Below are 26,730 nucleotides of genomic sequence, written 5' to 3'. Positions count from 1 at the left end.
GCCGGTGCCGTACGGGCGGCTCAGGAGGGGAGCTTGGCCCGCACGCGCCCGGCCGCGGCGGCCGGCCGTGCGGTGGCCCGGACGGAGCGGCGGACCAGACCCGCGTCGCGCCGCAGACCGCGGGCGGCGTGGGTGCCGCGCCACATCACCGACGGGCGGGCGCCGGTGTCGTCGGCGGCGATCAGCAGCCCGCCGAGCATGGACATGTTCTTGAAGAAGTGAATGCGCTGCTGTGCCCGCTCCTCGGGGTCCTCCGCCTCCCAGAAGCGGTGCCCGGCCAGCGTGGTGGGCACCAGCGTGGCCGCGATGGCCAGCGCGGCCGGACGCGGCATGCGCCCCGTGGCCAGCATCAGCCCGGCCGCGACCTGTACGGCGCCGCTGAGCCGTACGACCTGCTCGGTGCGGTCCGGCAGTGCCGGGACGCGTTCGGTGACCGGTTGGACGACAGGCTCGGCGGCGTCGGCGACCTGCTTCGGGTCGCGGACGGAGTTCATACCGCCCGTGAGGAACATCGAGGCCAGCATGGGGCGGCCGAGCACACGCAACAGACTCATGAGCCCTCTCCAGAGAGTCGGTGGGTAGAGCGCTCGCCGGGTTCCCCAGCAGGAGCCGAACCACTCACGCCGCCCGTCCCGCACTCACGCGGGTCGCGGCACACGGGGCGAACGCTTGTGCGTGAGATGTTGAAGAAGTTATTTAAGTGAATTCTGAGAAAGTTGGCATGCTTTGTCCGATTCCGGTGATCCGGAAGGTGAAGGTACTCGCTTCCGCTCAAGGAGATGGTGCTATGCCTTCCAAGGAAAAGGTCATCGAGGAACTGACCGGCGTTCCGAGTGTCGACATCGAGGCGGCACTCGACCCGACCGAACTCGACGGCGTCTACCGCGACAGCCGTGAGTGCGCGGCTCTGGCTCTGTCCTCCGGGGCAACCAAGCTGCTGCTGTCGCCGCCGACCCCGCGCCCGAAGAAGGGCTAGTGATCGACGGGAGTAGACAATGGAGCAGTCTGGCACTTCGACCCTCTTGCAGGGCGCGGTGCAGGACCTCGCCTCCAGTGTGGTCTCCGCCCTCCGGGGCGGAGACCACGCGCGAGCGGCCGCCCCCGGGCCGGTCGACGTGGAGGAAGGAGGCCTCGCACTCGCGGCGGTCCGCGTGCTGGGAGCCGACGCGCTGCTGCCGGCCGTCCTGCTGGGCACCCCGCCCGACCCGGACGAACTCGCCGTGTTCCGCAAGTCCGTGGAGTCCTTCCCGCCCCGCAGCGACGCGGCGCCCACCGTGCTGTGGAGCCACTGGGCCATGGCGCGCACCCTGCGCCGGCTCGACCCGCCCTCCGCCGCCGGAACCGCCGACGGCACGGAACCCGGCACCGACTGGCTCGACGACGCGAGCTGGCAGGTCCTGACCCATCAACTCGCGGTGCTGGCACCCCTCGCCCTGCCCGGCGAGGACTGCGCCGTGGCCCGCGTGGCGGAAGGCCGCCCCGTGGACGTCGCCCGGGGCTTCGTACGGGCGGTGCGCCGCCGGGACTGGCGGCAGGCCGCAGGCGCCGGCCGCTGGCTCACCCTGCTGCACGGCGTCCCCGAAACCCTGGGACTCGAAGCGGGCCTGGACTTCGTGGAACTGATGGGCGGCCACGACCCGCTCGTCGAACTCCAGGTGTGGGCGGCCCGCCACCTGCGCACCGGAGCAGCGGTGTGACGACGACACAGGCCACGGAACTCCGGCAGGTGGCGCGTGCCGCTCTGACCTGGGCGTCCACCCACCGCGCGGACTTCGCCCTCGGCGAGGACGCGCTGGCCGCCGACGGCCAGGTCAACGGCAGCTGGAAGCCGCTCGGCGAACTGGCCCAGGTCTGCGCGAGCATCACCCGGCGCACGCCCCCCACCGACCCCCTGCACACCTGCGCGTCCGAACTGCTGGCCTTCGCCTGGCGGCAGACCGGCGACGGCGAACTGTTCCTCCTGCTGCAACGGCTGGAACCCTTCGCCACCTACCCGCTGGAGGTCTACGCCGCCCTGGCCGCGGCCGGATTCCGGCACCCCGCCTACGAGGCCGCGACCGCCACGGTGGCCCGCACCCGCGGCTGGCGGCTCACCGAGCAGGAACCGACCCGCCGCCTGGGTGTCCTCAAGGCCGAGGAACGGGGCGGCTTTCGGCGGGACGAGCCCACGGAGCGGGTGCTGCGCCGCACCTGGCTGGGCGGCCTGCCGGAACCCTGGACCTTCGAGCGGTCCGCCGGATACGCGCTCACCCACGTGGTCTTCCACCTCACCGACTGGGGGCGCGCGGCCGGGGGAGTCCCCTCAGACCTGACCGCCTACCTCGCCGACTGGCTGCCGCCCTGGCTCGACAGCTGCCTGGACGCGCGGATGTGGGACCTCTGCTGCGAACTGCTCGCCGTGGCCGCGAGCGTGCCCGGCCTGCCGGACGACGCCGTACCGGGCGACGCCTGGGAGCGGATCGCGGCGGCGCGGGACGCGTCCGGCGCACTCCCCGAGGAGGGCGACGCGGGCGACCCGGACCAGTACTTCGCGCACCACTACCACTCCACCCTCATGGCGGCCTTCGCGGCGGCACTCACCGCCGGACAAGGAGCACCGGTATGACCGACACCCGCCTGATCCACACCGTCGGAGTGGGCGCCATCGAATGGCTGTGGGCCCACCGGGACGGATTCCGCCTGGAACCCGACGTGGACCCCGAGATCGGCTTCCTGGAGCGCTTCAAACCGGTGGGCGAACTGGCCCTGATCTGCAAGGTGCTGTTCCGCGAGGGAGTGGCCGGCTCACGCCAGGCCCAGCTCGCACGCCAACTGCTCGACCATGCCTGGCGCGAGACCCTCGACGGTGGCACCATGCTGGTCCGCGGGCAGCGGACTGAGCCGATCTCACCCATCCCGTTCGAGGTGTACCTCCCCTTCAGGGAACTGGGCTACAGCCAGCCCGACGTCGAGCGGGCCGCCGCCCTGAACCACCGGCTGGACAGCTGGATCGCGTTCGAGACGACCCCGACCCGGCGGCTCGGCCTCTCCGCGTTCCAGCGCCGCTACGGCCTCATACCCCGCCCGCCCGAGGCCGACCTCGTGGGCACGACCTGGCTGGCCCGCACCCCTGAACCCTGGACCGTCGAAGGCCACATCGCCTACGACGTCACCCACACCGTGTTCCACCTCACCGACTGGGGCGAGAACCCGGACGGCCTGCCGCCGGCCATCGCCGACTACCTCGCCACCTGGCTGCCGGTCTGGATCGACGACTGGCTGGACCTGGAGCGCTGGGATCTGCTGGGCGAGCTCCTCGTCGTCGACGCCTGCCTGCCCCGCCCCACCCTGGACGAACGTGCCTGGCAGGCCTTCGCCGCCGCACAGCAGCCCGACGGAGCGATGCCCGCGATCCGCACGATGCCCGAGGGCACACCCGACGAGGTGTTCGACATCGTCTACCACCCGACCCTGGTGGCCGCCTTCGCCTCGGTCCTGGCCACGTCCCGGGCCCTGTCCGGTCTGGCACACGCGTCATGACGACCCGTCCGCTGCCCCCGTGGCCGGGGGAACCCGGACTGCTCGACGCCGAGGACCCGATCCGGACCCCGGTCGTCCCACCGGCTGACGTCCCCCCGGACGACCGGCTGCTCGCGGACGCCGTCACCGCGTCCGACGCCCCCGACGTCGTCTTCGCCCTCTCGCGCGGTGGTCGCCGCACCGTTTTGAGCGGCGGCACCGCCCCGCCCCCGCCATTGCCCCGCGAGGACCTGCGCTACGAGATCGGCTCGGCCTCCAAGACGTTCACCGGCCTGCTCCTGGCCCGGCTGATCCACGCCGGCGCGCTGTCCGGGGGCGAACCGGCCACCGCCTTCCTGGACGGCGGACGGCCCGCGGGCGCGACCCCGGTGACGCTCGCCCACCTGATCACCCACACCTCCGGACTGCCCGCCCTCCCGGCCGGCTTCTTCCTCCGCGGCCTGCCCGCCTGGCACACCAACCCCTACGCCCGCTTCCCGGCCGCCCGGGTCGTCGACGCCTACCTGCGCCACCGGCAGCGGCACCGCCCCGGCACCCGCTGGCGCTACTCCAACTACGGCGTCGCCGTCCTCGGACACGCCCTGGCCGCCGCGACCGGCACACCGTGGGAGGACCTGCTGACCGACCAGGTGCTGCGCCCGCTCGGTCTGGACGGCACGACCCTGCGCGCGGACGACTCCGGGCTCGACGCCGTCGGGCACGGCAGAGACGGCGAGACACCGGTGCCCCCCTTCGACGCCGGTGGCTTCCAGGCGGCCGGCGCCGTACGCGCCACGCCGTACGACCTGCTCGCCTTCCTCGAATCCCATCTGCACCCGGGCGACGCGCCACGGGAGATCGCCCCCGCCCTGCGCGCGGTGCGCCGCCCCGTGCTCCGCAGGGGCCTGACGCACCGCCACGTGCACACCATCGCCTGGTTTTGTCACCCCACCGACGGCGGGCCGATGTACTTCCACAGCGGCGCGACCCTGGGCCAGCAGGCGTTCCTGGGCTTCCACCCCGACACCGGCACGGCACTGGCCGCCGTCTGCACCCGCCGCTTCCGCGCCCACGACCCGTTCGTCGCCACCGCGTACGCGCTCCTGGCGGAGGACCGGCCGGGCCCGCCCGGCGCCGACGGCAGGTGCCGCGCCGGCGCCGGACAGCCCTGACCCTTCGTCACACCCGCTGCCACAGGGCAGGAGTGTCGGTGGGCGCCCAGGGTCCCTGGGCCTGGTGGGTCTGCAGGCACCGGTAGCGCACGCCCGCGTGCGTCACCATGACCCCGGCCTCGTAGACGCGGCCCGCGGCCCACGCCTGCGCGACGTTGTCCTGCGGCGCCGGGGTCTCGGCCTCGGCCGTCTTCAGGGTGAGGCCGAACTCGCTGAGCAGCGGGTTGATCGGCTGGAAGAACGTGGTGCCGCCGGTCTTGCAGTCGCCGGAGCCACCGGACGTCACACCCTGCGCCTGGACGCCCGACACGTACGGCCCGCCGGAGTCGCCCGGCTCGGCGCACACCGTCGTCCGGGTCAGGCCGTCCACCCTGCCCTCGGCGTAGCTGACGCTCGTGTCGTGCTGCTCGACCTTGCCGCAGTGCCACCCCGTCGTGGAGCCCGAGCGGCAGACCGCCGCCCCGACCAGAGCCTGGACCGAGCCGGTGACCTGCACGTTCTGCCCGCCCTCGCCCTTGACGTTCGGCGTGGCCGTCCACTGGTCGTTGACGGCCACCCACGACATGTCCTTGCCGGGGAACGTGGAGGCCTGGAACGTGCCCTGCTCCGCCTGGTTGTGCCCGGTCGTCTTGGCGCCCGGCTTGCCGCAGTGACCCGCCGAGGCGAATCCCTCCTGCTCGCCCTTGGTGACGGAGAAGCCGATGGAACAGCGGGCGGTGCCGTCGATGTAGTAGGCGTCACCGCCGGTGACGTCCTCCATGAGCCGCGGCCGGTTCGCCGTGACCTTCACGCCCACGCTCCTGGCGTCGAGGCCGGCGGCCTTGACGAACGCGGCCGCCGCGGCCTTGCTCCGGCCCTCCACCACGACCCGGTTCGCGGGGATGTCGACGTACCACAGGGGCGTCTCGCGGGTGCTGACCCGGGCGGCCGCCGCGTCCAGCTTCTGCTTGGCGGCCTGCAGGTCGCGCAGCGTCTTCTTCACGATGGCCGCCTTCGCGCCCTGCGCCTTGATGGCGGGCACGTCAGCGGCGTCCGTGGTCGCCACCATGAGTTCCTGCGACGTCGTGCCGCGCAGCCAGGCACCCGCGAAGCGGTCGCCCAGCGCGTTGCGCAGCCGTCCCGCCCGGGTGCCCGCCTCCGCCTCGTTGACCAGCCGCCGGGACGCCTGGGCCGGGGTCAGCCCGAGGTCGCGCTCCAGGGCGCGCAGCACCGGAGCCGACGGCCGGTCGGCGCCGAGGGTCTGGGCGGCCGAGGGCAGGGGGCCCGCCGCGGGCGTCGGCTCGGCCGCCACGGCGGCGGGGATCCCGGTGGCGACGAGCGCGCCGAGCGCGGTCAGCGCCACCCGGCGACCGGTCACGGCATGTCTGTGGACCATGCGATGCGTCTCCTTCGATCACAGCGTTCGCTACGGATGTCGATGTGGATGTCGTTGCGGGGGTCGTTGCGGGTGTCGTGCGGGTGCCGATCTTGGTGAGCTCCCGCACAGGCCTTGCCGGAACGTCCCGGTGTGATGTCCCGGGCCGCCCCGTTTCGCGCTTTGGTGCGGGGAACGGCGCCATGTGCAGTACGGGCGGACGCCTCAGGCGGACTTCAGGCCGGGCGAACCCGCCTCCGTGACGAAGGACGCGGTCGTCGAGATGCCGCCCCCGGGCGTCGTGATGGCGGAGACGGTCCGGAAGTCGACCTGGGCTTCGTCGCGGTCCATGTCGACCCGGACGTAGCCGCGCCGGCCGTCGAAGTACTTCATGTGCGGGTTGGCCTTCATGTACGTGTCCCATTCGCCCGGCTTCTCGGTGCCGTTCCCGCCACTGGCGATGGAGGTGCAGGTGAACTCCGTGCCGACCGTCTTGGAGGCCGGGTCGTCGAAGTCCTCCTTGATGTCGAAGGCGTATCCGACGTGGACGTCACCGGTGAGGACCATCCAGTTGTCGATGCCCGCGGCCTTGGCGCCGGCCATGATGCGGTTGCGGGAGGCCCGGTAGCCGTCCCAGGCGTCCATAGAGACCCGGGCCGGTTCGGTCAGGTCGAACTTGCGCTGGGAGAAGCACACCTGCTGGGGCATCACGTGCCACAGCGCGTTCGACTTCTGCCAGCCGTCCAGCAGCCAGCGCTCCTGATCGGCGCCGGTGAGGGTGCGGGCCGGATCGTCCGACTCGGTGCCCGGCGCGTGCGGCCGGTCGTTGTAGGCCTGGTCGGAGCGGTACTGGCGGGTGTCGAGGATGTCGAACTGGGCGAGTGAGCCCCAGGCCAGCCGCCGGTACAACCGGGCGTCGGGCCCGTTCGGCAACTGCTCGGCGCGCAGCGGCTGGTTCTCCCAGTACGCCCGGTAGGCCGCGGCCCGCCGCACCAGGAACTGCTCCGCGGGGCTGCCCTTCTCGTCTACGGCGCCCGCGTAGTTGTTCTCCGTCTCGTGGTCGTCCCAGGTGACGACGAACGGGTGCTGGGCGTGCGCGGCCTGCAGGTCGGGGTCGGTCTTGTAGAGCGAGTAGCGCAGCCGGTAGTCCGCGAGCGTGGTCGCCTCGCGGTTGAACACGTCGGGCAGCTTGCGGTCGGTGTAGCGGCGGGCCCCGCCGGCGGAGTCCACGGCGTACTCGTAGAGGTAGTCGCCGAGGAAGAAGACGACGTCGACGTCCTCCTGCGCCAGATGCCGGTGGGCGGTGTAGTAGCCGTCCTGGTAGGCCTGGCAGGCGACGGCGGCCAGCCGCAGGCTGTCGGTGTCACTGCCGGCGGCGGGTGCCGTACGGGTGCGGCCGACCGGGCTGATCCAGGCACCCACCCGGAACCGGTAGTAGTACTCGCTGTCCGGCATCAGGCCCTTGACGTCGACGTGCACGCTGTGGGCGTACTCGGGGTGGGCCGTGGTGGCACCGTTCCGCTCGACGAAGGCGAACCACTCGTCCAGGGCCACTTCCCAGTAGACGGCGACCCGCTCCTGGCCGAGTCCGCCGTCCTCCGTGAACGGCGCGGGCGCGAGCCGTGTCCAGATCAGCACCGAGTCGGACAGCGGGTCCCCGGAGGCCACGCCGAGGGTGAACGGGTTGTCGGTGATCCGGGCCGCGTCGAGTTCGGGGGCGGCGGTGGCGCCGCGGGCCGGCCGGTTGGTGCCGAACGCGAGCATGGCGGCGGCCGCGGTGACGGTCAGGAAGCGACGGCGGGCGACATGCGGCGCCGCGCTGCGCAGGACGGCGTCGTGCGGGGAGAAAGCATGCTCGGAGGGTGGATTTTGACGGCCCGTCAGCGCCATCTGATGTCCTCTCGTACGGGGCGCGTGCGCCCCGTACGGACGCGTGGGGACATCGCCGAAATGCGGAGCGCGGAGCTCGCATGCTAAGCAGACAAAATGCCTGAAACGGGCGCGACGTGCGGGGGGTTCACACCACAGGCGGTACACGGGCGGTTCGGCGCGCCGGGCGACGGGCAACAGAAACGCCGCCGGCGAGACGCCGGCGGCGGAAGGGGAAAGTCCTTGGCTCAGTGGCCCTGTTGTGCGGCGGCACCGCTCGCGGCGGGCTCCCGGACCGGCAGGTGGTAGACGTGGAAGGCCCGCCCGATGACCGGCTGGGCCACGTTGCGCACCCGCACCCCGCCGCTCGTCATGCCGTGCTCCGTGCCGGCGTGCGCGTGCCCGTGCACCGCGAGGTCGGCGCCGGCGGTGTCGATCGCCTCGGCCAGCAGATAGCTCCCCAGGAACGGGTAGATCTCCAGCGGCTCACCCGCCAGGGTGTCCGCGACGGGGGAGTAGTGGGTCAGGGCGATCCGCGCGTCACAGCCCTCCTCACCCAGTTGCTCCAGGGCGGCCCGCAGGCCGTCGGCGCACCGGCGCGAGTGCTGGACGAACTCCTTCATCACCGGCTCGCCGAACTCCCCGGCGCAGCGGCCGACGAATCCGCCGCCGAACCCCTTGGTCCCGGCGACGCCGATCCGGGCCCCGCCGCTCTCCACGACCGTCCCCTGCCCTTCCAGGACATGGGCACCGGCGTCCCGGAGGATGGCGGTGACCTCGTCCGGCCGGTCGTCGTGGTGGTCGTGGTTGCCGAGGACGGCGACGACCGGAACGGCGAGGTCCTGGATCTCGCCCGCCACCACCCGCATCTCCTCGGGCGTGCCGTGCCGGGTCAGGTCCCCGGCCAGCAGCAACAGGTCGGCGCACTCGGGCAGGGTCTCGAAGGCGGGGCGCAGCACGCCCCGGCTGTCGGGTCCCATGTGGATGTCTCCGACGGCTGCGATGCGGATCATGAGAGTTCCTCCGCGTGGTCGGGGGAGGACGCCTCGGTGACCACGAGGTCACTGTGCACGGGGAAGCCGGCGAGCTCCTCGTGGACGGTGCGCAGGATCTCGTCGCGGCAGGGCGCCGAGGGCACGGTGCCGGTGAGCAGCACCGTCCGGCCGCGGGCCTCGACCCGTACGCCCAGTTCACCGAGCTCGCCGGAGGCGAGGCGGTCCTGGAGGTGGGCGATGCGGTAGTCCAGGTTCTCGGCCGGCGGCCCGCCGCCCGCGTCCTGTGAACCGTGGGTGCTCATGGGTGCTCCTTCAGATGACGTTCAGGCGCTCCAGGAGGAAGAAGAAGGCCGCGGGCATGGGCTCGTCCCCGCACTCGCGCCGGACCCGCTCCCAGTCGACCTTCTCCCGCAGGGCACGTGCGATGGGCAGGGCCGCCCCGAAGTCGCAGTGGTGTTCGGAGAACGCGGCGGTCAGGCTCCACAGCAGGTCGGTCGGGGCCAGTACGGGCATGCGCACCGAGTCGACCGACAGCTCCTCCGCCCGCTCCAGCATGTCCGCGCCGACCGGCTGGTGCGCCAACTCGAAGATGATGTCGACCGGCTGGCCGAAACAGGTGGCCTTGATCAGCCAGTCCTCCGGCGGGGTGTAGACGGTCAGCCCGGCTTCGTGGAGTGTGGCCGCCACCGCTTCGGCGTCCTCGGGGCGGATCGCGAAGTCGACGTCGTGCTGCAGGTTCTTCTCACCGCCGTGGGCGTACGCGGCCACGCTGCCGGCCAGTGCGAACAGGTGCCCCTTGCGTTTCAGCAGCGCACCGACCTGCTTGGCCGCCTCCAGGAGCGCCTGATTGCGGTCCTGGGGGAGTTCCTGCAGCGGCTGGTCCGCCTGCGGGTCCTGTGGTGGCGCGGGCTCGTCCCCGTCCGGTGCCGTCCGGAGGTCGGGGATCCCCGGTCGCCGGACGAGCGTCGCGTCATCACCGTTCTGCGCCATGACTACTCCTTCGCCGAACCGGACACGTCGCTCCCGTGCGGTGTCCGGACCCGAGACGGCCTGCGTGCCTGCAACTGAGTACCCGGCGCTCCCGACCCGACACGGACGGCTTCCGAGGAGCCTGCGGCCCTAGGTGATCGCACCGGCGGGCCCGCCTCTGGTCGTCGATGTGCCGCGCCGCCTTCTCGTTGCCGGCCGGCAGCCACGACGTGTCGATGGTGACGGCCGGCCCCTCCTCCCCGGGTGGCGGCTCCCCGACCTCCCCGGCCGAACAAGACAAGCGCATACCGCACCAAAGGCGGAATATGGGGCGAATAGCTGGGAAACCGGATGACGCCGCTGGACAATCGCGCTTGTGGAGGTCGACATGAACCAGGAGACATCACGTTCGTCCGATCTTCCGCAGCCGTTGCGGGCCGTCGCCTCCGGCCTCAGGCACCTGCCGGGTGCGGAGCAGGTGGGCAAGGTCGCCTCGGACGCGCTGGACAGGATCGGAGCGGTCTCGCCGCGGGGCCGCCGGATGGCCGTCTACGCCGGCGCCGGGGTGCTCGGCGTGGCCGGAGTGGTGGAGTGGCCGGTGGCGCTGACCGGAGCGGCCGTCGCCTGGCTGACCCAGCCGAGGCCCGGTCAGCGGCCCGACGGCGCGTCTCCGAACGGCGGAACCCGGACCGGCAGGCCCGGAGAGAACCGCTCCGCCCAGGCCGGCCGGGACGACGAGGACACCTCCGCCTACGGCCCCGGCGGCAAACTCACCTCCTCCCACTACCGGCACGAGCGGCCGGAACAGCACGCCCACGAACAGCCCGCGAAGGTCGGCGACACCGCCACGGCCTCCGCGCTGAAGCAGGTCGCCGAGGCCACCGCGCACCACGGCGAGGAGCAGCCCCACGGGCACGGACACGACAGCCGCCCCGCCGGCTGAGTGGGGACGGCAGGAGATGCTCACACGCTTCGACGTCACTCCGCTGGTCGGGGCCGTGGCCGGGGCCGCCGCAGGCGCCGCCCGCAGCACCGCCCAGTCGGTGACGTCCGTCTACGACACCACGCGCCGCGTCCGCAACGTCGCGCGCAACGCCCTGACCGGCGGACAGCACTGGAAGGCCGGGCAGCGCCTCCACCTCGCACTGCGGCACTCCGACGGCGAGGCCGAAGCGCTCGTCCACAAAGTCGCCGAGGAACTGGTCGAGCACCCGGACGTGCTCACGGCGTACTGGGACGGGGGACTGGCCCGCCTGGTGGTCACCGTCGCCGAGGACGCCGCCACCGACCGCGTCACCGAGCGGGCCACCGCGCTCGCCGCCCGCTTCGGCCTGGAGGAGGGTGCCGATCCGAACCTCCGGGACACCAGCCACCCCGGCGACCCGGCCGAGGTGCGTGTCACCGCGGCGGCGATCCTGCTGGACGCCGTCGGCGCGGCCGGTGCCCTGGTCGGCCGGTCCCTGCGGCTGCCGCCCACCTCGCGCATCATCACCGCCACCGTCACGCTGCTGCGCGAGAACCCGCGGTTCCGGGCCCTGCTCCGGCAGCGCTTCGGCGCGTCCGGCATGGAACTCGTCCTCGCCGCCGCCAACGCCGCCGCCCACGGCGTCGGCCAGACCCCGCTGGCACTCGTGCTCGACGGCGTCCTGCGCGGCAACCAGCTCACCGAAGCCGTGGCCAGGGCCGCCGCCTTCGAGGCGCTGCACGACGACGTCTGCCACCACCGGCGCACCAGCCTGCCCTGCCCCGTGAACACCCGGCCGCCGCTCAAGGTGACCCCCGCCGCGGAGTACGCCTCCCACGCCAGCACCGGCAGCCTCGCCGGCGCCGCCGCCACCTTCCTCGTCACGCACAGCGCGACGGACGCGGCCGAAGCGGTCCTCGCCGGATCCCCGAAGGCGGCCCGGTACGGACCGGCCGCCTTCGGCGCGACCCTCGGCGCCTTCCTCGCCCATGCCGGGATCCTCCTGCGCAACGGGGAGCGCCTGCGGCAGCTGGAGATCGCCGACGCCCTCGTCCTGCACGCCGACGCCCTGCGCAGCCTGCGCCAGGACGACACCGACGACGGCCTGCCCGACGACCCGATCCACCCCTTCGCCGAGGCCGTTTTGGACGCCGCCCGCCGGGCCGGACTGCACGTCGTGATCGCGGGCGGCTCCGACCTGAAGGACATCACCCGGCTCGCCGACGAGGTCGCCCCGAGCGCCAAGCCGTTCGGCGACGTCGTACGGGCCCTGCAGGACGAGGGGCGCGTGGTCGTGACCGTCGCCCGCCTGGACGAGTCCGGCGACGGGCACGTCGCGGCCGGGCTGCCCGCCGGTGACGTGGCCATCGCCCTCACCGACGGAGGGGCGGCCGTCTCCTGGGGCGTCGACGTGCTGGCCCCGGGAGGCCTTGCCGACGTCTGGCGGCTGCTGACCGCCATCCCCGCGGCCCGGCGCGTCGGACGCCGCTCGCAGACCCTGGCCCGCGCCGGCGCGGCCCTCTCCGGGCTGCTGGTCGCCCGCGGCGGGCAGCCCCCGGGCCGTCAGCTCCTGTGGCCCCTCACCCGGCACGCCCCCGTCAACATCGCCGCCGCCAACGCCCTGATCACCGGCTGGTTCGAAGCCGTCCGGGTGGCCCGGGCCACCCCGCCCCCGCCCCGCCTGCACATCCCCTGGCACGCCCTGGAGCCCCACGAGGCCCGCGACCGGCTCGGGCGCGCCGACCGCGACGGCGAGCCCCGCGGAATCGCCCTGCTCGCCGGCCGTTCACGGCAGCGGGCCGAACGCGTGGCCCGGCACCCGGCCGTCGCCCCCGCCCGCTGGACGTGGCAGGCGGCCGGAGCCGTACGCCGCGAACTCGACGACCCGCTGACCCCCGTCCTCGCCACGGGCGCCGTCGCCTCGGCGCTGCTCGGCTCGGTCGTCGACGCGCTGCTCGTCGTCGGCGCCATGGACCTCAACGCCGTGACCGGCGGACTCCAGCGGCTGCGTGCCGAACAGGCCCTGGCCCGGCTCGCCGCCCGGCAGCAGCCCAAGGCCCGCAGGCAGGACAGCCGCCGACGCACGGTCACCGTCGACGCGGCCCGGCTGCGGCCCGGCGACGAGATCAGCCTCGGCGCCGGCGACGTCGTACCCGCCGACGCACGGCTGCTGGAGGTCGACGGCCTGGAGGTCGACGAGTCGGCGCTCACCGGCGAGTCCCTGCCGGTGACCAAGGCCGTCGACGCCACACCGGGTATGCCCGTGGCGCAGCGCACCTGCATGGTCTTCGAGGGCACCACCGTCGTGGCCGGCGGGGCCACCGCCCTGGTCGTGAACACCGGCGACCAGACCGAGGCGGGCCGGGCCGTCACGCTCGCCGCCCGCACCCCGCCGCCCGCCGGCGTCCAGGCCCGGCTCCAGGAACTGACCCGCAAGGCCCTGCCGGTGACCTTCACCGGCGGCGCGGCCGTGACCGGGCTGTCCCTGCTGCGCGGCAGCCCCGTACGACGCGCCGTCAGCGGCGGTGTCGCGGTCGCCGTCGCCGCCGTCCCCGAAGGGCTTCCGCTCGTCGCGACCGTCGCGCAGATGGCGGCGGCCCGCCGGCTGTCCCGCCGTGGCGTCCTGGTGCGCACCCCGCGCACCCTGGAGGCGCTCGGCCGGGTCGACACCGTCTGCTTCGACAAGACCGGCACCCTCACCGAGAACAAACTGCGCCTGGTCCGCGTCGCCACCGCCGACGGCACCGTCCTCGCCACGGACGACGAACAGGCCGCACCGATCGTGCGCCTGGCCGCGCGCGCCTGCCCGCAGGAGGAGACGGGGCAGGGCCGCCGCGTCGCACACGCCACCGACGAGGCCGTCCTCGACGTCGCCCCGCCCGACGCGGACTGGGCACCCACCGGCGAACTGCCCTTCGAGACCCGCCGGGGCTACGCCGCAGCGGTCGGCCGCGACGGCGACCCGGACATGGGCGAACTCCTCGTCGTCAAGGGCGCCCCCGAGACGATCCTGCCCACCTGCCGGGACCTCCCCGGCCACGCCTGGGACACCGCCCACGAACTGGCCGGGCAAGGACTGCGCGTCCTCGCCGTCGCCCGCCGCGCCTGCCGGGCCGACGACGCCGAGGCCGAACTCGACGCGCCGCTGGCGGACCTGGAGTTCAGCGGCTTCGTCGCTCTCGCCGACATCCCGCGCGACACCTCGCACGCCCTGCTCGCGGAACTGCGCCGCTCCGGCATCCTGCCCGTCATGCTCACCGGCGACCACCCGGAGACCGCCCGCGCCATCGCCCTGCAACTGGGCTGGCCGGAGGAGACCGAGGCGGTGACCGGCGACGAACTCGTCGCCATGGAGCGCCGCGAACGCGTCCGGGTCCTGCGCGGTGCGGGCGTCATCGCCCGGGTCGCACCCGAGCAGAAGCTGCACGTCGTGGAGGCCCTGCAACAGGCCGGGCGGGTCGTGGCGATGGCCGGCGACGGCGCCAACGACGCCGCCGCCATCCGCGCCGCCGACGTCGGGGTCGGCGTCGAGTCCCGCGGCTCCGCGGCCGCCCGCAACGCCGCCGACCTGGTGCTCACCACCGGCGACCTGTCGGTCCTCGTGGACGCGGTCGCCGAGGGCCGTGCCCTGTGGCGCAGCGTCGCCGACGCGGTGAGCATCCTCATCGGAGGCAACGCCGGCGAGGTCGGCTTCAGCGTCCTCGGCACCCTGCTCGCCGGCGCCTCGCCCCTGTCGACACGTCAGCTGCTGCTGGTCAACCTGCTCACCGACATGTTCCCGGCCATGGCGGTGGCGGTCACGCCGAGCGACGACCCCTCGACCGCGGAGCACGCCGCGACCGGCCCGATGCGCCTCGACGTCCTCGGCGCCCCCCTGCTGCGCTCCATCCGTCGCCGCGGCATCACCACCTGCCTCGGCGCGGTCACGGCGTACCTCATCGGCCGCCTCACCCCCGGCACCGAACGCCGGTCCACCACCATGGCCCTGTGCGGCGTGGTCGGCGCCCAGCTCGTGCAGACCCTCTCCGGGCGGCGCCACAGCACCCTGGTGTGGGTCACGGCCCTCGGCTCGGCCGCCGTCCTCGCCGCCCTCGTCCAGACCCCCGGCGTCAGCCACTTCTTCGGCTGCACTCCGCTCGGGCCCGTGGCCTGGTCCGGCGTCGCCCTCGCCATCGCCCTGTCGGCCCTGGCGCCCCGCCTGGAGCGCCTCCAGGCCGTCCACACCCTCTACGACGCCGCGGCACAGCTCGCCCTGCGCCTCAACGACCTGAGCCGCCAGGCCCGGCAGCTCTTCCAGAGCGGGATCGCCGCCCCGGTGGCGTAGCGGGCGAGCACAGCAGGAGGCCGCCACCACACGCAGTGGTGGCGGCCTCCTCGCATCCGGTCAGACCGCGCCGCGCCAGGCGCCCGTCTCCGCCCCGCGGGCCTCCATGAATTCCTTGAACCGCCGCAGATCACCGGAGACCTGCCGCTTCACGAACCCGAGCTTGTCGCCCACGGTCTCGGCCACGCCACTGGGGTCGAAGTCCATCTGCAGCATGACCTTGGTGGTGTCGTCCTGGATGCGGTGGAAGGTCACCACACCGGCCTGCCGCGCCTCGCCACCCACGGTCGTCCAGGCGACGCGCTCGTCCGGGACCTGCTCGGTGATCTCCGCGTCGAATTCCCGCGCCTGTCCGCCGACCTTCGTCACCCAGTGCGTGAGGGTGTCGGAGCGCTGCTCGATGCGCTCGACGCCGTCCATGAACTCGGGGAAGGTCTCGAACTGCGTCCACTGGTTGTACGCGGTGTGCACCGGCACGCGGACCTCGATGGATTCCTCTACCTGCGACAAGGCGATGCCTCCCTTTCTCGTACGTGAGCGGCGGACGGGTACCAGATCTCGCGCCGCTCACTCATCGTCATCAAGAGTTGTCCGAGGAGGTGTCCTTTCCGCCCTCACTGGGGTACCCGGCCTGCAACTACGGACCGGGAGGTGATCGCCATGGCGGACACGGATCGCGCGGCCTCTGCCGCTCCCCGCACGGGGAGCGGGCCGGCGGCCGGGGAAGAGCCCGTGAGCGAGCTGGTGCAACGGGCCACCGAGCAGCTGTCCGACCTGGTGCGCGGCGAGATGCGCCTCGCCCAGGCGGAGATGACCGAGAAGGGCAAACGCTTCGGAAAGGGCGGCGGTCTGTTCGGCGGAGCCGGCGTACTCGGCTTCGTCACTCTGCAGGCTCTGGTCGCCACGGGGATCGCCGCCCTGGCCGTACCGCTGCCGGTGTGGGCGGCGGCGCTGATCGTCACCGGCGTACTGGCCGTCGCCACGGGCCTGACGGCGCTGGCCGGCCGCAAGCAGGTGCGCAGCGCCACCCCGCCCGCCCCGCAGCGGACCATCGACAGCGTGAAGGCCGACGTGGCCGAGATCAAGGAGAGTGCACAACGATGACCCAGCCTCCGCACGACGAGCCGACCGCCCGCAGCCAGGAAGAGCTGCGCGAGCAGGTCGAGCACACCCGCCACGAACTCGGCGACACCGTCCAGGCCCTGGCGGACCGGGCCGACGTCAAGACCCGAGCCCGTGAGAAGGCCGTCGCGGTCAGGGAACAGGCCGGGGCCAAGGCTCAGGAATGGAGCGGACAGGCCGGGGCCAAGGCTCAGGAATGGAGCGGACAGGCCAGGGCCAAGGCCGCGCACGTCGCCCACACCGTGGAGGAGAAGCTGCCCGAGCCGGTGAAGGAGAAGGGCGCCGCCGCCGCTCAGGGCGCGAAGGAGAAGGCCGCACAGGCCGAGCAGGTCTGGCAGGACAAGGCGCCGCAGCAGGTGCGCGACCACCGGGCCGCCCTGCTGGCGGGCGCAGGTGCCGTACTCGTGGCCTGCCTGCTGATCCGCCGCCGCGGCAAGCGCTGAGCGACAGCGACACCCGGCCCCCGTCACCGCTTGCGGTGGCGGGGGCCCAGGCGGCAAGGTCAGGTGCCGTGGCCACCTTGCTGATCGTCCATCACACGCCCTCGCCCCATTGCCAGGCGATGCTCGAAGCCGTCGTCTCCGGGGCCTCGGATCCCGACATCGAGGACGTCCGGGTCGTCCGCGTGCCCGCGCTGGCCGCCACCGCCTCCGACGTCCTGGCCGCCGACGGCTTCCTCCTCGGCACTCCCGCGAACCTCGGCTATATGTCCGGCGCCCTCAAGCACTTCTTCGACCAGGTCTACTACCCGTGCCTGGACGCCACCCGTGGCCGCCCCTTCGGCTACTGGGTGCACGGCGGCAACGACGTCACCGGAGCGGTGCGCGGGATCGAATCGGTCACGACGGGCCTCGGCTGGCGCCGCACCGCCGAGGCCGTGACCGTGACCGGGGAGCCGGACAAGGGCGACCTCGAGCGGTGCTGGGAACTGGGCGCGACGGTCGCCGCCGGACTCATGGGCTGAACCGTCCGGACAGGTCAGGTCTCGTCCATCCGGCGCCGGTCCTGTTCGTCCCACGCCCGGGTGTCACGCGGCTGGGTGTACGGCTCGGCCTCGGGCGGATGCCCACCGGCGATGGCCCGCTGCCGCACCGTCTCCGCGTCGAACTCCAGACCCAGCAGGATCGCCAGGTTGGTGATCCACAGCCACACCAGGAAGACGATGACACCGGCCATCGTGCCGTAGGTCTTGTTGTACGAGGCGAAGTTGGCCACGTAGAACGCGAAGCCGGCGGATGCCAACAGCCAGATCAGCAGGGCGAGCAGACTGCCCGGGGTGATCCAGCGGAAGCCCTTCACCTTGGCGTTCGGAGTCGCCCAGTACAGGATCGCGATCATGGTCGTGACCAGCAGGACCAGAACGGGCCACTTCGCGTACGTCCACACCGTCAGCGCGGTGTCGCCGATCCCCAGGGTCGTTCCGGCCTGGCGGGCCAGCCCGCCGGTGAAGACCACGATCAGCGCGCTGAACACGGCCATCACCATCAGCACGACCGTCACGGCCACCCGCACCGGCAGCAGCTTCCACACCGGCCGGCCCTCGGGCATGTCGTAGACGGCGTTGGCCGAGCGGATGAACGCGCCCACGTAACCGGACGCCGACCACACCGCCAGGACCAGGCCGACGATCGCCATCAGCGAACCGATGCCGGCGTTGCCCTGCAACTGCTCGACGGCCCGGGTGATGATGTCGCGGGCCGAGCCGGGGGCCAGTTGCTGGACGTTCTCGAGCACCTTGTCCGTGGTCGACTTGCCGGTGAGGCCCAGCATCGACACCAGCACCAGCAGCGCAGGGAACATCGCCAGCACGCCGTAGTACGTCAGCGCGGCCGCCCGGTCGGTCAGCTCGTCGTCCTTGAACTCCCGCAGGCTGCCCTTCAGCACCGCGCCCCACGACTTGCGGGGCAGGTCGGTCGGCGTGTCGGGCGCCGCACGCTCCACCTCGGGGTCCGGCCCCGGTTCCTCGTCAGCGGGGGTGGGAGCTTCCCGGCGCTCCGCATCGGGAGACGGCCGGCGTTCCGCATCGGGAGCCGGCCGGCGTTCCGCATCGGGAGACTGCCGGCGTTCCGCCTCGGGCCCGGGGCGTGGGCTCTCCGGAGGCGGGGCCTCGGTCTCGTGATGTTCTTTTCGTCCCGGAATATGCAGCTTCACCATGTGGGACGAGTAACCCCAGGCCGGGCGCTTAAGCCGTGCTCGTCCAACCGGGTTGAGGGAGCGCTCCCACTGTGTGCACGATGCCATCATGACCATGTCGCCCGCCATCCGCCCGTACCGCCCCGAGGACCGCCCCGCTCTCGACGACATCTGCATCCGCACCGCGCACCGCGGCGAGGACAGCCGCCCCCACTACGCGGACCCGGGCATCTTCCCGGCGACCTTCGCGGCGCCGTACGTCCATCTGGAGCCGGAACTGGCCTTCGTGCTGGACGACGGGCAGGGACAGGCGGTCGGCTACATCCTCGGCACGGCCGACACCCCGCGCTTCGCCCGGGCCTTCCGCACCACATGGCTGCCCCTGGTGGCCGGCCGCTACCCGGAACCGCCCCGGCCGCCGCGCACCCCGGACGAAGTCATCGCAGGCCTGCTGCACAACCCCGAACGGATGGTGCTCCCCGAACTGGCCGCCCACCCCGCGCATCTGCACATCGACCTGCTGCCCGCATGGCAGGGCCAGGGCCACGGGCGCCGCCTGATGCGGACGTTCCTGCAGGCCCTCCAGGACGGGGGAGTCCCGGCCGTCCACCTGTCCATGGCGACCGCCAACACCCGGGCCAGAGCCTTCTACGACCGCATGGGCTTCGAGGAGATCGACGTCCCCGAGCCGGGCGAGGCCACCTGTCTCGGCCGCACCACGAAGGAACTCGACCGCCTCTGACGGCCCCTGCCGTCGCGTGCGTCGAACGCATCGAACGCGCCAGGAGGCACGGAAGTGGCGCAATCACGCGTTGCCGACTCGTGTCATCGGGCGCAGCCTGTGCGGTGCGGGAGCGCTCCCACACGCGCCCGCACTCCCCACGGAAGTACACCGAAACATGATCGAAAGTACGACCCGAGGTACGACCCGACGCACGACCGAAGGCACGACAACCCCCACATCCGAAAGAGGGAGATCATGGATTGTCATGGTCATGATGTACGGCTCTCCAGGGGCAGGTCCCGTCCGGCACTCGCCCTGAGCGTCCTGGTCGCCGCGCTGCTCAGCCTGATCCCGTGGAGCGGCACCGCCGTCGCCCACGGCTCGGTCGTCGACCCGGCCTCCCGCAACTACGGCTGCTGGCTGCGCTGGGGGAGCGATCACCTGAACCCCGCGATGGCCCAGCAGGACCCCATGTGCTGGCAGGCGTGGCGGGCCGACCCCAACGCCATGTGGAACTGGAACGGCCTGTACCGCAACGGCTCCGGCGGGAACTTCCAGGCCGTCGTCCCCAACGGCCAGCTGTGCAGCGGCGGCCGGACCGAGGGCGGCCGGTACAACTCCCTCGACACGGTCGGCGCCTGGAAGACGACGGACATCACCGGCAACTTCACCGTGAAGCTGTACGACCAGGCCAGTCACGGCGCCGACTACTTCCTGGTGTACGTCACGCGGCAGGGCTTCGACCCCACCACCCAGCCGCTGACCTGGAACGACCTCCAGCTCGTCAAGCGCACCGGCAGGTACGCGCCCAGCCAGAACTACGAGATTCCCGTGAGCACTTCGGGGCTGAGCGGCCGGCACGTCGTGTACACGATCTGGCAGGCCTCGCACATGGACCAGACCTACTTCCTGTGCAGTGACGTGAACTTCCGCTGACCTGCGCTTCCCCGCCGGACGCCGTGTCCGGCGGGGCCCGGGCCGGCCGGGGCTTCATGAGAGTTCTCCGAAAATTTTCGAGATGAGTGAACACACCGGTGCTCCCGTACGTATGGGGCGAGGGGATTTTCATGCCCGGCACGCCACAAGCGCAGGAGAGCACCCTTGGGACGCAACACGCGAAGACGCCCTACCGGCCCACGACGCGCGACCTTCGCCGCATTCGCACTGATCCTGGGCGGGGGCGGCCTGATGGCCGCGAACGTCTACGCCTCCGCCACGGACGGCGGTTCGGGCGGTGACTCCGCTCAGACGCGGTCCGGCACGGGGGTCCGGACCGCGGGTGCCACGATCGACTGCCCGGACGTCGGCAGCAAACTGACCTCGGTCCCCGAGCAGGCGCGAGGGGAGGTGGACAAGGAACTCGCCCTCCTGGACGAGCAGATCGCCAAGGCCTATCAGCGGCTGAGCGAATCGGCACAACAGGTGCAGCAGGATCCCGGCTTCGCCGACAACGCGGTCGTGAACCCGCTGAAGGAGAAGCGGGCCGCGACCCTGGAGCGCATCGCGATCGCCATCGACCGCGTCGGGGACCGCCCCGAAGGGCTCGAGGCCCTCGCCGCCTGCACCGTGGAGGACGGCAACCAGGCCCCCGCGCAGGGCGAAGGCCAGGACGGCGGCGCCACCGAGCAGCCCGGTCAGGAGCAGGGCCAGGACGGCCAGGAGCAGGGGAACGGCCAGGGGGCCAACGGCGGACAGGCGGGCAACGGCCCCGTCGCCGCCGACTTCGCGGACATCAAGAGCGTCCAGCCGAACGTGAACAGCCCCCGCCAGGAGGGCAACGCGTCCCGCGGCTCCTTCGCCACCAGCTGCGGTGTGAACGAGAACGGCCTGTTCAACTCCGACAACATCATCGCCGCTCCCGGCGTCACCAACGGTGCCCACCACTTCCACGACTACGTCGGCAACCAGGCCAACAACGCCTTCGCCGGCGACCAGGACCTCGCGAAGGCCGAGACCAGCTGCGACGACCAGGGCGACAAGTCGTCCTACTACTGGCCCGTCGTGCGTCTGCAGAACGGCGCCCAGGAGCAGGACGCCAACTCGCCCGGCGGCGGCATCGAGGGCAACGCCGGCGAGATCGTGACGCCGAAGCAGGTCACGCTGAACTTCGTGGGCAACCCGCGCGAGAAGGTCACGGCCATGCCGCGGCTGCTGCGCATCATCACCGGCGACGCCAAGTCGTTCGTCAACGGCCCCGCGAACGCCAACGCCTCCTGGAGCTGCACGGGCTTCGAGGACCGGCAGCTGAAGGACAAGTACCCGCTGTGCCCGCAGGGCAGCGACGTCGTACGGACCTTCAAGTTCCAGAGCTGCTGGGACGGCCGCAACATCGACAGCGCCAACCACCGCACCCACGTGGCGTTTTCGGACGCTGCCGGCAACTGCCCGTCCGGTTTCCGCCCCATCCCGCAGCTGGTCCAGCGCATCGTCTACGACATCGACGCGCCCAGCCTGCAGGACGGCGGCCGTACGACACCGCTGTTCGCGGTCGACTCCTTCCCGGAGCAGTTGCACAAGCCGGTCACGGACCACGGCGACTTCATCAACATCTTCGACGAGGATCTGATGGGGGAGATGGTCGACTGCATCAACGACGGCCGCACGTGCGGAGCCGGAGCGGACGGCGGGCAGGACCCGGCACCGGGCGAGGCGCCTCAGGAGGAGCCGACCAAGACGCCGGAGGCCCCGCAGGAGGAGCCGACGAAGACTCCCGAGGCTCCTCAGGAGGAGCCGACCAAGACTCCGGAAGCCCCGCAGGAGCAGCCCACCCGCACTCCCGACGCCCCGCAGGGCGGCAACGGTGCCGGCAAGCCCGGCGACAAGGGCGACGCCGGTGACGACGGCAAGGGCGAGGTTGAGAAGCCCCCGGCGGACAAGCCGGCTCCCGAACCGGAGCCCGGCGACGCGTCCACGGCACCCGGCAACGGCAACGCCCAGCCCGAGGTGAAGGCCACGGCCTCGGCCGACGGCGGCAACGCCGCAGAGCAGGGCGGCGGTTCGAAGGACGGCAACGACGAGGACACGGACGGTCTCGGCGAGTCCCAGGCCGTCGGCACGGCGACCAGTGCCGCCCCGACCCCGTCGGCCCCGTCCGGGGCCGAGCCGCAGGCGGTCGGCGGGGGCGGCCTGGCCGACACCGGCGCCCAGCTCTGGCCGGCCGCGGCGGGCGCAGTCCTGGTCATCGCGGGCTTCGTCGTCCTCCGCCGGGTCAGGCGCAGCTAGAGGTCACTCCCGGGCGTGAGCCCGGAACGGCGGCGGGATCCCACCGGATCCCGCCGCCGTCGCGCGTGTCCGGCCGAGGCCGTACCCCGTACCCTTCGACGACGGCCGAAGCACCCGCCCTCTAGCGTGACCCCATGAACATCACCTGGAACAGCACCCGCGGCGGGGCGGCAGCGTGACGCCGTGGGACATGGCCGCCGTGCTCGCCGCCGGCACAACTGCCGGGGCCGTCAACGCCGTCGTCGGCTCGGGGACGCTGATCACCTTTCCGGTCCTGCTCGCCACCGGACTGCCCCCGGTCACGGCCACGGTGTCGAACGGGCTCGGCCTGGTCCCCGGTTCCATCACCGCGGCCGTCGGCTATCGCGAGGAACTGCGCGGCCAGGGCCGGCGGGTCCTCCTGCTCGGCATCGGTGCCGTGCTGGGCGGCCTCGCGGGCGCCGTGCTGCTGCTGACCCTGCCCGCGTCGGCGTTCGAACGGATCGTGCCGGTCCTGGTGGGTCTCGCCCTCGTCCTGGTCGCGTGCCAGCCCTGGATCGCGAAGAGAGTGCGCCGTCGTCGCGAGGCGGGCAGCAGCCGCGTCCGCCGTGACGGTGGCCCGCTGCTGTTCACCGGGCTGACGCTGGCCAGCGTCTACGGCGGCTATTTCTCCGCCGCCCAGGGCATCATCTACGTCTCCCTGATGGGCATGCTGCTCGACGATACGCTGCAGCGGCTCAACGCCGTGAAGAACGTGCTGGCGGCGGTCGTCAACACCGTCGCCGCCCTGCTGTTCCTGTTCTTCGCCCCCTTCGACTGGACGGCCGTCGTGCTCATCGCCGCAGGATCAGCGCTCGGTGGTCTGATCGGAGCCAGAACCGGCCGCCGCTTCAGCCCCGCCGTCCTGCGGACCCTGATCGTGTCGGTCGGCACCGTCGCCCTCGTCCACCTGGTGCTCCACTGACCCCCGGCCATCCCTCACCGACGGAGGGCTTGTTCGTCCTGACGGGTACGCAGGATGCCCGGGAGGGAGGGTCGGCGGTCCTCCCTCCCCGGGCTCCCGGTGGAGATCAGTGGCGGCGCCGCTGGTCCCCCTGCTCGTCGGTTCCCTCGGTTTCGATGCGTTCCTTGCGGACCTCGCCGGTGACGGTCTCCTCCTCTGTGACCTCCTCGGTGGTCAGGCGGACCCGCTCCTTCGGTACTGCCCTGGTCTCCACCACGGGCTGCTCCTCGTAGAGGGTGACGTCGTGTTCCGCCTCGGTGATGTCCGGGCCGGCCATCGCCCTGTCCCGGTTGGTGTCGCTGATCGGCTCGCGCTCGACGCGGACCTCTTCATGGCGAACGGGGACGGTGTACTGCTGCTCTTCGGTGACGACGTACTTGCGCAACCGCGCCCGGCCGGCCTCGCGGCGTTCGACACCGATGTGCATTTCCTCCTCGGACCGCGTCATCGCGTCGTCGGTGGTGCCGGTGGCCTGGCCGGTGCCGGAGCGAACGTCCTGCGAGGCGGCGTCCCAGTTGATGCCGTAGTACTGGTACAGGCGCTCCTCCTCCTGCTCGGACAGGTGGCCGCCGGCGTCTATGTCGACGTTGGGCGCGTCCTTGACCTGGTCCTTGGCGTACGGCACCTCGAGGTGGTCCTCGACGAGGGCCGCGTCGTGGATGGGCACGAAGGACTCGCTGGTGCCGAACAGGCCGGTCCGTACGCTGACCCACTCGGGCTCGCCGGTGAGGTCGTCGAAGAAGACGTGCCTGGCATCGCCGATCTTGTCGCCCCTGGCGTCATGGACCGGGTGGTCCAGCACGGTGGGAATCTGCTCTCGGGTGATCATTCTTAACTCCCGGAATTCTCGATAGGGAACCGGACCACCCGCGGCGACGGCATGCGCCGTCCATCTCCGCGCTTCGGCGCGTCCGGCCGGGTGCGGGGACTCGCCGCCGGCACCTGGTGCCCCGGCGTCCGCCCATACGCACCCTCCTCGATTAACCACACCAACTAGACCAAAACAGTAAAAAATGGAATTTTTCGGACAGGAGTTCGGGGTGAGGCGCGAAGCCGTCGCAAGCAGCCCAAGCCGCAAGGGATTTGGAGCACGCTTCAGGGAGACGCCGAACGTGCCCCGGTCTGTGGCCCCTCGGCGTCGATGTGCGGCAGCACCCGGTCCAGCCACCGCGGCATCCACCAGGCGTGCCGCCCGAGCAGCGTCATCACCGCCGGCACCATGAGCAGCCGTACGACGGTCGCGTCGATGAGCACGCTGACGGCCAGCCCCAGCCCGAGCATCTTGACCACGATGTTGTCACTGACGATGAACGCCGCGAACACGCTCACCATGATCAGCGCGGCACAGGTGATGACCCGGGCCGTGATCTCCAGGGCGTGGGCCACGGAGGCCTTGGCGTCCCCGGTGCGCAGCCACGCCTCGTGGACGCGGGAGAGCAGGAAGATCTCGTAGTCCATGCTGAGGCCGAAGATGATGGCGAACATCATCATCGGCACATAGCTCTCGATGGGCACCTTGCCGTTGACGCCGAGCGCGGGACCGCCCCAGCCCCACTGGAACACCGCGACGACCACCCCGTAGGAGGCGGCGATCGACAGGACGTTCAGGACGGCCGCCTTCACGGCGACGAGCAGCCCCCGGAACACGGCCAGGATGATCAGGAACGCCAGGCCGACCACGACGAGGATGATCACGACCAGCCGGGAGGCGACGATGTCGCGGAAGTCGACCTGGGCCGCCGTCGTGCCGGTGACATAGCCCTTGGCGGCCGTGCCCACGACCGCGTCCGGCAGGGTCTGGTCGACCAGTCGGTTGCTCAGGTCCGTGGTCGTGGCGCTCTGCGGCGACTGGGTCGAGTAGACGGTGCCGATCAGGGCGTCGCCGTCCTGCGTGGGCGTCAGGGGGGTGACGACGGAGGCCCCCTGGACCGAGTCGAGCGTCTGCTGGGCCTTCGAGGCCAGACCGGAACGCTGCGAGTCGGGCACGTTCGTCTGGTCGATGACGACGGTGAGCGGTCCGTTGGACCCGGGCCCGAACGCGTCGGTCATCAGGTCGTAGGCCCGCCGGTCCGTGAAGGACGTCGGATCGGCGCCGTCGCCGATGTGCCCGAGCTGTAGGGAGAACACGGGGATCGCGAGCACCGCGACCACGGCGACACCCGCCGACAGGAACCACAGCGGTCTGCGCTCCACCCGCTGCGCGTACCGGTGCCAGGTGCCCTGCGGTGTCCCACCCGCCTCGATGTCGGTCTCGGCGACGGGGCGGCGCACCCGGTAGCGATCGATGCGCCGGCCGATGAGCCCGAGCAGAGCCGGGACCAGGGTGAGCGCGCCGACGACGGCCGAGACGACGGTGACCGCGGCGGCGACCCCGAGCAGGGCGATGAAGTCGACCCCGGAGGCCGACAGGCCCGCCAGCGCGATGATCACCGTGCAGCCGGAGACGAGGACGGCGTGACCGCTGGTGGCCGCGGCCTGCCCGGCGGCGCGCACCGGGTCCGCGCCGTCGACGAGGTTCTGCCGGTGACGGGTGATCATGAACAGGGCGTAGTCGATCCCGACACCGAGCCCGATCATGGTGGCCAGGGTCGGGGAGACCGTCGCGAAGGTGAACGCGACGGCCAGCAGCCCGAGGATCGCGAGGCCGCCGACGACGCTGATCAGCGCGGTGAGCAGCGGGACGACGGCGGCGATGACACTGCCGAAACCGATCAGCAGCACGATGACGGCCACGCCGAAGCCGATCAGCTCGCTCACCCGGTCGTCGGCGTCCGGCCGGGCGAGCTCGCCGAGCGGCCCGCCGTACTCGACCTCCGCACCGGCCGACCGCAGTGACCGCACGGCGCTGTCGACCCCGTTCAGGTAGTCGTCGCCGAGCGTCGAGGGCTGCTGGTCGAAACGGACGGTGATGTACGCCGTCTTCTGGTCGTCGGACAGCGGACCGACGTTCTGCTGCTGCGACTGCCCCGAGGGCGACCCCTGTGCGGACAGCGGGTTCTGGGCCGACAGGACGTGCGGCAGCTTCTCCAGGTCGGCGACCGTGGTGGAGATCTGGGAACTCAGCGCTGTCAGGGGCTGCTGGTCGTCGTGCAGCACGATCTGGCTGCTGTAGCCACCGGCCTGCGGATCGTGCGCCTTGAGCACGTCCAGGCCCTTCTGGGACTGCGCCTGGGGCAGGGAGAAGTTGTCGGAGTACTCCCCGCCGAACGCCCGGCTGACGACCTGCAGCGCCACCAGCGCCACCAGCCAGGCGATGATGACGATCACGAAGTGGCGTGCGCACCACTCGCCCAGCCGCCGCAGTGCACCCCCGCGCGCGGCCTTCTGGTCCCCTCCACCGGTGCGGCTGTGCGGCATGGACGTCGTCTCCTGTGCGGGCCGGGAGTTCAATGCCGTCCATTA

General features: G+C 72.2%; 24 protein-coding genes. 14 read left to right on the top strand and 10 right to left on the bottom strand.

Annotated elements, in window-relative coordinates; translation table 11 throughout:
- Positions 1-20: 20 nt before the first annotated feature.
- Positions 21-554 (bottom strand): DoxX family protein, encoded by a 534-nt coding sequence (locus tag AB0G20_RS29015; RefSeq protein ID WP_361307357.1) that lies wholly within the window; start codon positions 552-554, stop codon positions 21-23.
- A 233-nt stretch (positions 555-787) separates the two neighbouring features.
- Here AB0G20_RS29015 and AB0G20_RS29010 point away from each other — a divergent pair, with 233 nt between their 5' ends.
- From AB0G20_RS29010 to AB0G20_RS28990, 5 genes are read left to right on the top strand one after another with little or no spacing between them, the layout of a single operon-like run.
- Positions 788-976, top strand: coding sequence for a hypothetical protein (locus AB0G20_RS29010; RefSeq protein WP_030853640.1), 189 nt, complete (start codon positions 788-790; stop codon positions 974-976).
- A 19-nt stretch (positions 977-995) separates the two neighbouring features.
- Positions 996-1,697, top strand: a complete 702-nt coding sequence (locus AB0G20_RS29005; protein ID WP_361307355.1) for a hypothetical protein — start codon at positions 996-998, stop codon at positions 1,695-1,697.
- Positions 1,694-2,605: a hypothetical protein gene (locus AB0G20_RS29000; RefSeq protein WP_361307353.1), complete on the top strand. Its 912-nt coding sequence runs from the start codon at positions 1,694-1,696 to the stop codon at positions 2,603-2,605. Before AB0G20_RS29005 ends, AB0G20_RS29000 begins: the two co-directional genes overlap by 4 nt.
- Positions 2,602-3,519 carry a hypothetical protein gene (locus AB0G20_RS28995; protein ID WP_361307351.1) on the top strand — a complete coding sequence of 306 codons (918 nt, stop codon included), beginning with the start codon at positions 2,602-2,604 and terminating at the stop codon, positions 3,517-3,519. Before AB0G20_RS29000 ends, AB0G20_RS28995 begins: the two co-directional genes overlap by 4 nt.
- Positions 3,516-4,670, top strand: coding sequence for a serine hydrolase domain-containing protein (locus AB0G20_RS28990; RefSeq protein ID WP_361307349.1), 1,155 nt, complete (start codon positions 3,516-3,518; stop codon positions 4,668-4,670). Before AB0G20_RS28995 ends, AB0G20_RS28990 begins: the two co-directional genes overlap by 4 nt.
- Positions 4,671-4,677: 7 nt before the next feature.
- Here AB0G20_RS28990 and AB0G20_RS28985 read toward each other — a convergent pair whose 3' ends face one another.
- The 5 genes from AB0G20_RS28985 to AB0G20_RS28965 all read right to left on the bottom strand — a co-directional run bounded on the left by AB0G20_RS28985 (position 4,678) and on the right by AB0G20_RS28965 (position 9,878).
- On the bottom strand, positions 4,678-6,045 hold the full coding sequence (locus tag AB0G20_RS28985) for an alpha-lytic protease prodomain-containing protein (protein ID WP_361307347.1): 1,368 nt from the start codon (positions 6,043-6,045) through the stop codon (positions 4,678-4,680).
- 204 nt (positions 6,046-6,249) lie between these two features.
- Entirely contained in the window at positions 6,250-7,914 is a 1,665-nt protein-coding gene (locus AB0G20_RS28980) for an alkaline phosphatase D family protein (protein ID WP_361307345.1), read from the bottom strand.
- Between the two features lie 227 nt (positions 7,915-8,141).
- Positions 8,142-8,906, bottom strand: coding sequence for a metallophosphoesterase (locus tag AB0G20_RS28975; protein WP_361307343.1), 765 nt, complete (start codon positions 8,904-8,906; stop codon positions 8,142-8,144).
- Positions 8,903-9,190 (bottom strand): BON domain-containing protein, encoded by a 288-nt coding sequence (locus AB0G20_RS28970; protein WP_142166158.1) that lies wholly within the window; start codon positions 9,188-9,190, stop codon positions 8,903-8,905. Before AB0G20_RS28970 ends, AB0G20_RS28975 begins: the two co-directional genes overlap by 4 nt.
- Before the next feature lie 10 nt (positions 9,191-9,200).
- Positions 9,201-9,878, bottom strand: coding sequence for a nucleotidyltransferase family protein (locus tag AB0G20_RS28965; protein WP_361307341.1), 678 nt, complete (start codon positions 9,876-9,878; stop codon positions 9,201-9,203).
- Positions 9,879-10,245: 367 nt separating this feature from the next.
- Between AB0G20_RS28965 and AB0G20_RS28960 the strand changes: the two genes are divergently transcribed.
- Together AB0G20_RS28960 and AB0G20_RS28955 are read left to right on the top strand one after the other, a co-directional pair.
- Positions 10,246-10,800, top strand: a complete 555-nt coding sequence (locus tag AB0G20_RS28960; RefSeq protein WP_361307339.1) for a hypothetical protein — start codon at positions 10,246-10,248, stop codon at positions 10,798-10,800.
- A gap of 16 nt (positions 10,801-10,816) precedes the next feature.
- On the top strand, positions 10,817-15,145 hold the full coding sequence (locus AB0G20_RS28955; protein ID WP_361307337.1) for a cation-translocating P-type ATPase: 4,329 nt from the start codon (positions 10,817-10,819) through the stop codon (positions 15,143-15,145).
- 60 nt (positions 15,146-15,205) lie between these two features.
- Here the strand turns inward: AB0G20_RS28955 and AB0G20_RS28950 are convergent, their stop codons facing one another.
- Positions 15,206-15,655: an SRPBCC family protein gene (locus tag AB0G20_RS28950; protein ID WP_361307335.1), complete on the bottom strand. Its 450-nt coding sequence runs from the start codon at positions 15,653-15,655 to the stop codon at positions 15,206-15,208.
- Between the two features lie 222 nt (positions 15,656-15,877).
- Here AB0G20_RS28950 and AB0G20_RS28945 point away from each other — a divergent pair, with 222 nt between their 5' ends.
- The 3 genes from AB0G20_RS28945 to AB0G20_RS28935 all read left to right on the top strand — a co-directional run bounded on the left by AB0G20_RS28945 (position 15,878) and on the right by AB0G20_RS28935 (position 17,231).
- The gene (locus AB0G20_RS28945) at positions 15,878-16,249 is read left to right on the top strand and encodes a phage holin family protein (RefSeq protein WP_361307333.1); all 372 of its coding nucleotides are present in this window, start codon (positions 15,878-15,880) and stop codon (positions 16,247-16,249) included.
- Positions 16,246-16,710: a DUF3618 domain-containing protein gene (locus AB0G20_RS28940; RefSeq protein WP_361307331.1), complete on the top strand. Its 465-nt coding sequence runs from the start codon at positions 16,246-16,248 to the stop codon at positions 16,708-16,710. The genes AB0G20_RS28945 and AB0G20_RS28940 overlap by 4 nt, the downstream gene beginning before the upstream one ends.
- A 68-nt stretch (positions 16,711-16,778) precedes the next feature.
- Complete coding sequence (locus AB0G20_RS28935) at positions 16,779-17,231, top strand: NAD(P)H-dependent oxidoreductase (protein WP_361307329.1); 453 nt, start codon at positions 16,779-16,781, stop codon at positions 17,229-17,231.
- A gap of 14 nt (positions 17,232-17,245) precedes the next feature.
- Here the strand turns inward: AB0G20_RS28935 and AB0G20_RS28930 are convergent, their stop codons facing one another.
- Positions 17,246-18,421, bottom strand: coding sequence for a YihY/virulence factor BrkB family protein (locus tag AB0G20_RS28930; RefSeq protein ID WP_361307327.1), 1,176 nt, complete (start codon positions 18,419-18,421; stop codon positions 17,246-17,248).
- 88 nt (positions 18,422-18,509) lie between these two features.
- Here AB0G20_RS28930 and AB0G20_RS28925 point away from each other — a divergent pair, with 88 nt between their 5' ends.
- The 4 genes from AB0G20_RS28925 (at position 18,510) to AB0G20_RS28910 (ending at position 23,289) form a co-directional block, all read left to right on the top strand.
- Entirely contained in the window at positions 18,510-19,142 is a 633-nt protein-coding gene (locus AB0G20_RS28925) for a GNAT family N-acetyltransferase (RefSeq protein WP_361307325.1), read from the top strand.
- A gap of 237 nt (positions 19,143-19,379) precedes the next feature.
- Positions 19,380-20,060 carry a lytic polysaccharide monooxygenase gene (locus AB0G20_RS28920; protein ID WP_361307323.1) on the top strand — a complete coding sequence of 227 codons (681 nt, stop codon included), beginning with the start codon at positions 19,380-19,382 and terminating at the stop codon, positions 20,058-20,060.
- A 252-nt stretch (positions 20,061-20,312) separates the two neighbouring features.
- Positions 20,313-22,346, top strand: a complete 2,034-nt coding sequence (locus AB0G20_RS28915; protein ID WP_361307470.1) for a DUF1996 domain-containing protein — start codon at positions 20,313-20,315, stop codon at positions 22,344-22,346.
- Between the two features lie 175 nt (positions 22,347-22,521).
- Complete coding sequence (locus tag AB0G20_RS28910) at positions 22,522-23,289, top strand: sulfite exporter TauE/SafE family protein (RefSeq protein ID WP_361307321.1); 768 nt, start codon at positions 22,522-22,524, stop codon at positions 23,287-23,289.
- A 106-nt stretch (positions 23,290-23,395) separates the two neighbouring features.
- Here the strand turns inward: AB0G20_RS28910 and AB0G20_RS28905 are convergent, their stop codons facing one another.
- Positions 23,396-24,157 (bottom strand): PRC and DUF2382 domain-containing protein, encoded by a 762-nt coding sequence (locus AB0G20_RS28905; protein WP_361307319.1) that lies wholly within the window; start codon positions 24,155-24,157, stop codon positions 23,396-23,398.
- A gap of 266 nt (positions 24,158-24,423) precedes the next feature.
- On the bottom strand, positions 24,424-26,685 hold the full coding sequence (locus AB0G20_RS28900) for an MMPL family transporter (RefSeq protein WP_361307317.1): 2,262 nt from the start codon (positions 26,683-26,685) through the stop codon (positions 24,424-24,426).
- Between the last annotated feature and the right edge of the window lie 45 nt (positions 26,686-26,730).

Source organism: Streptomyces sp. NPDC024017 (assembly GCF_040638895.1).
Lineage (GTDB): Bacteria > Actinomycetota > Actinomycetes > Streptomycetales > Streptomycetaceae > Streptomyces.
The sequence above is the reverse complement of the archived record's forward strand: the minus strand, read 5'-3'. Positions and strand labels throughout refer to the sequence as shown.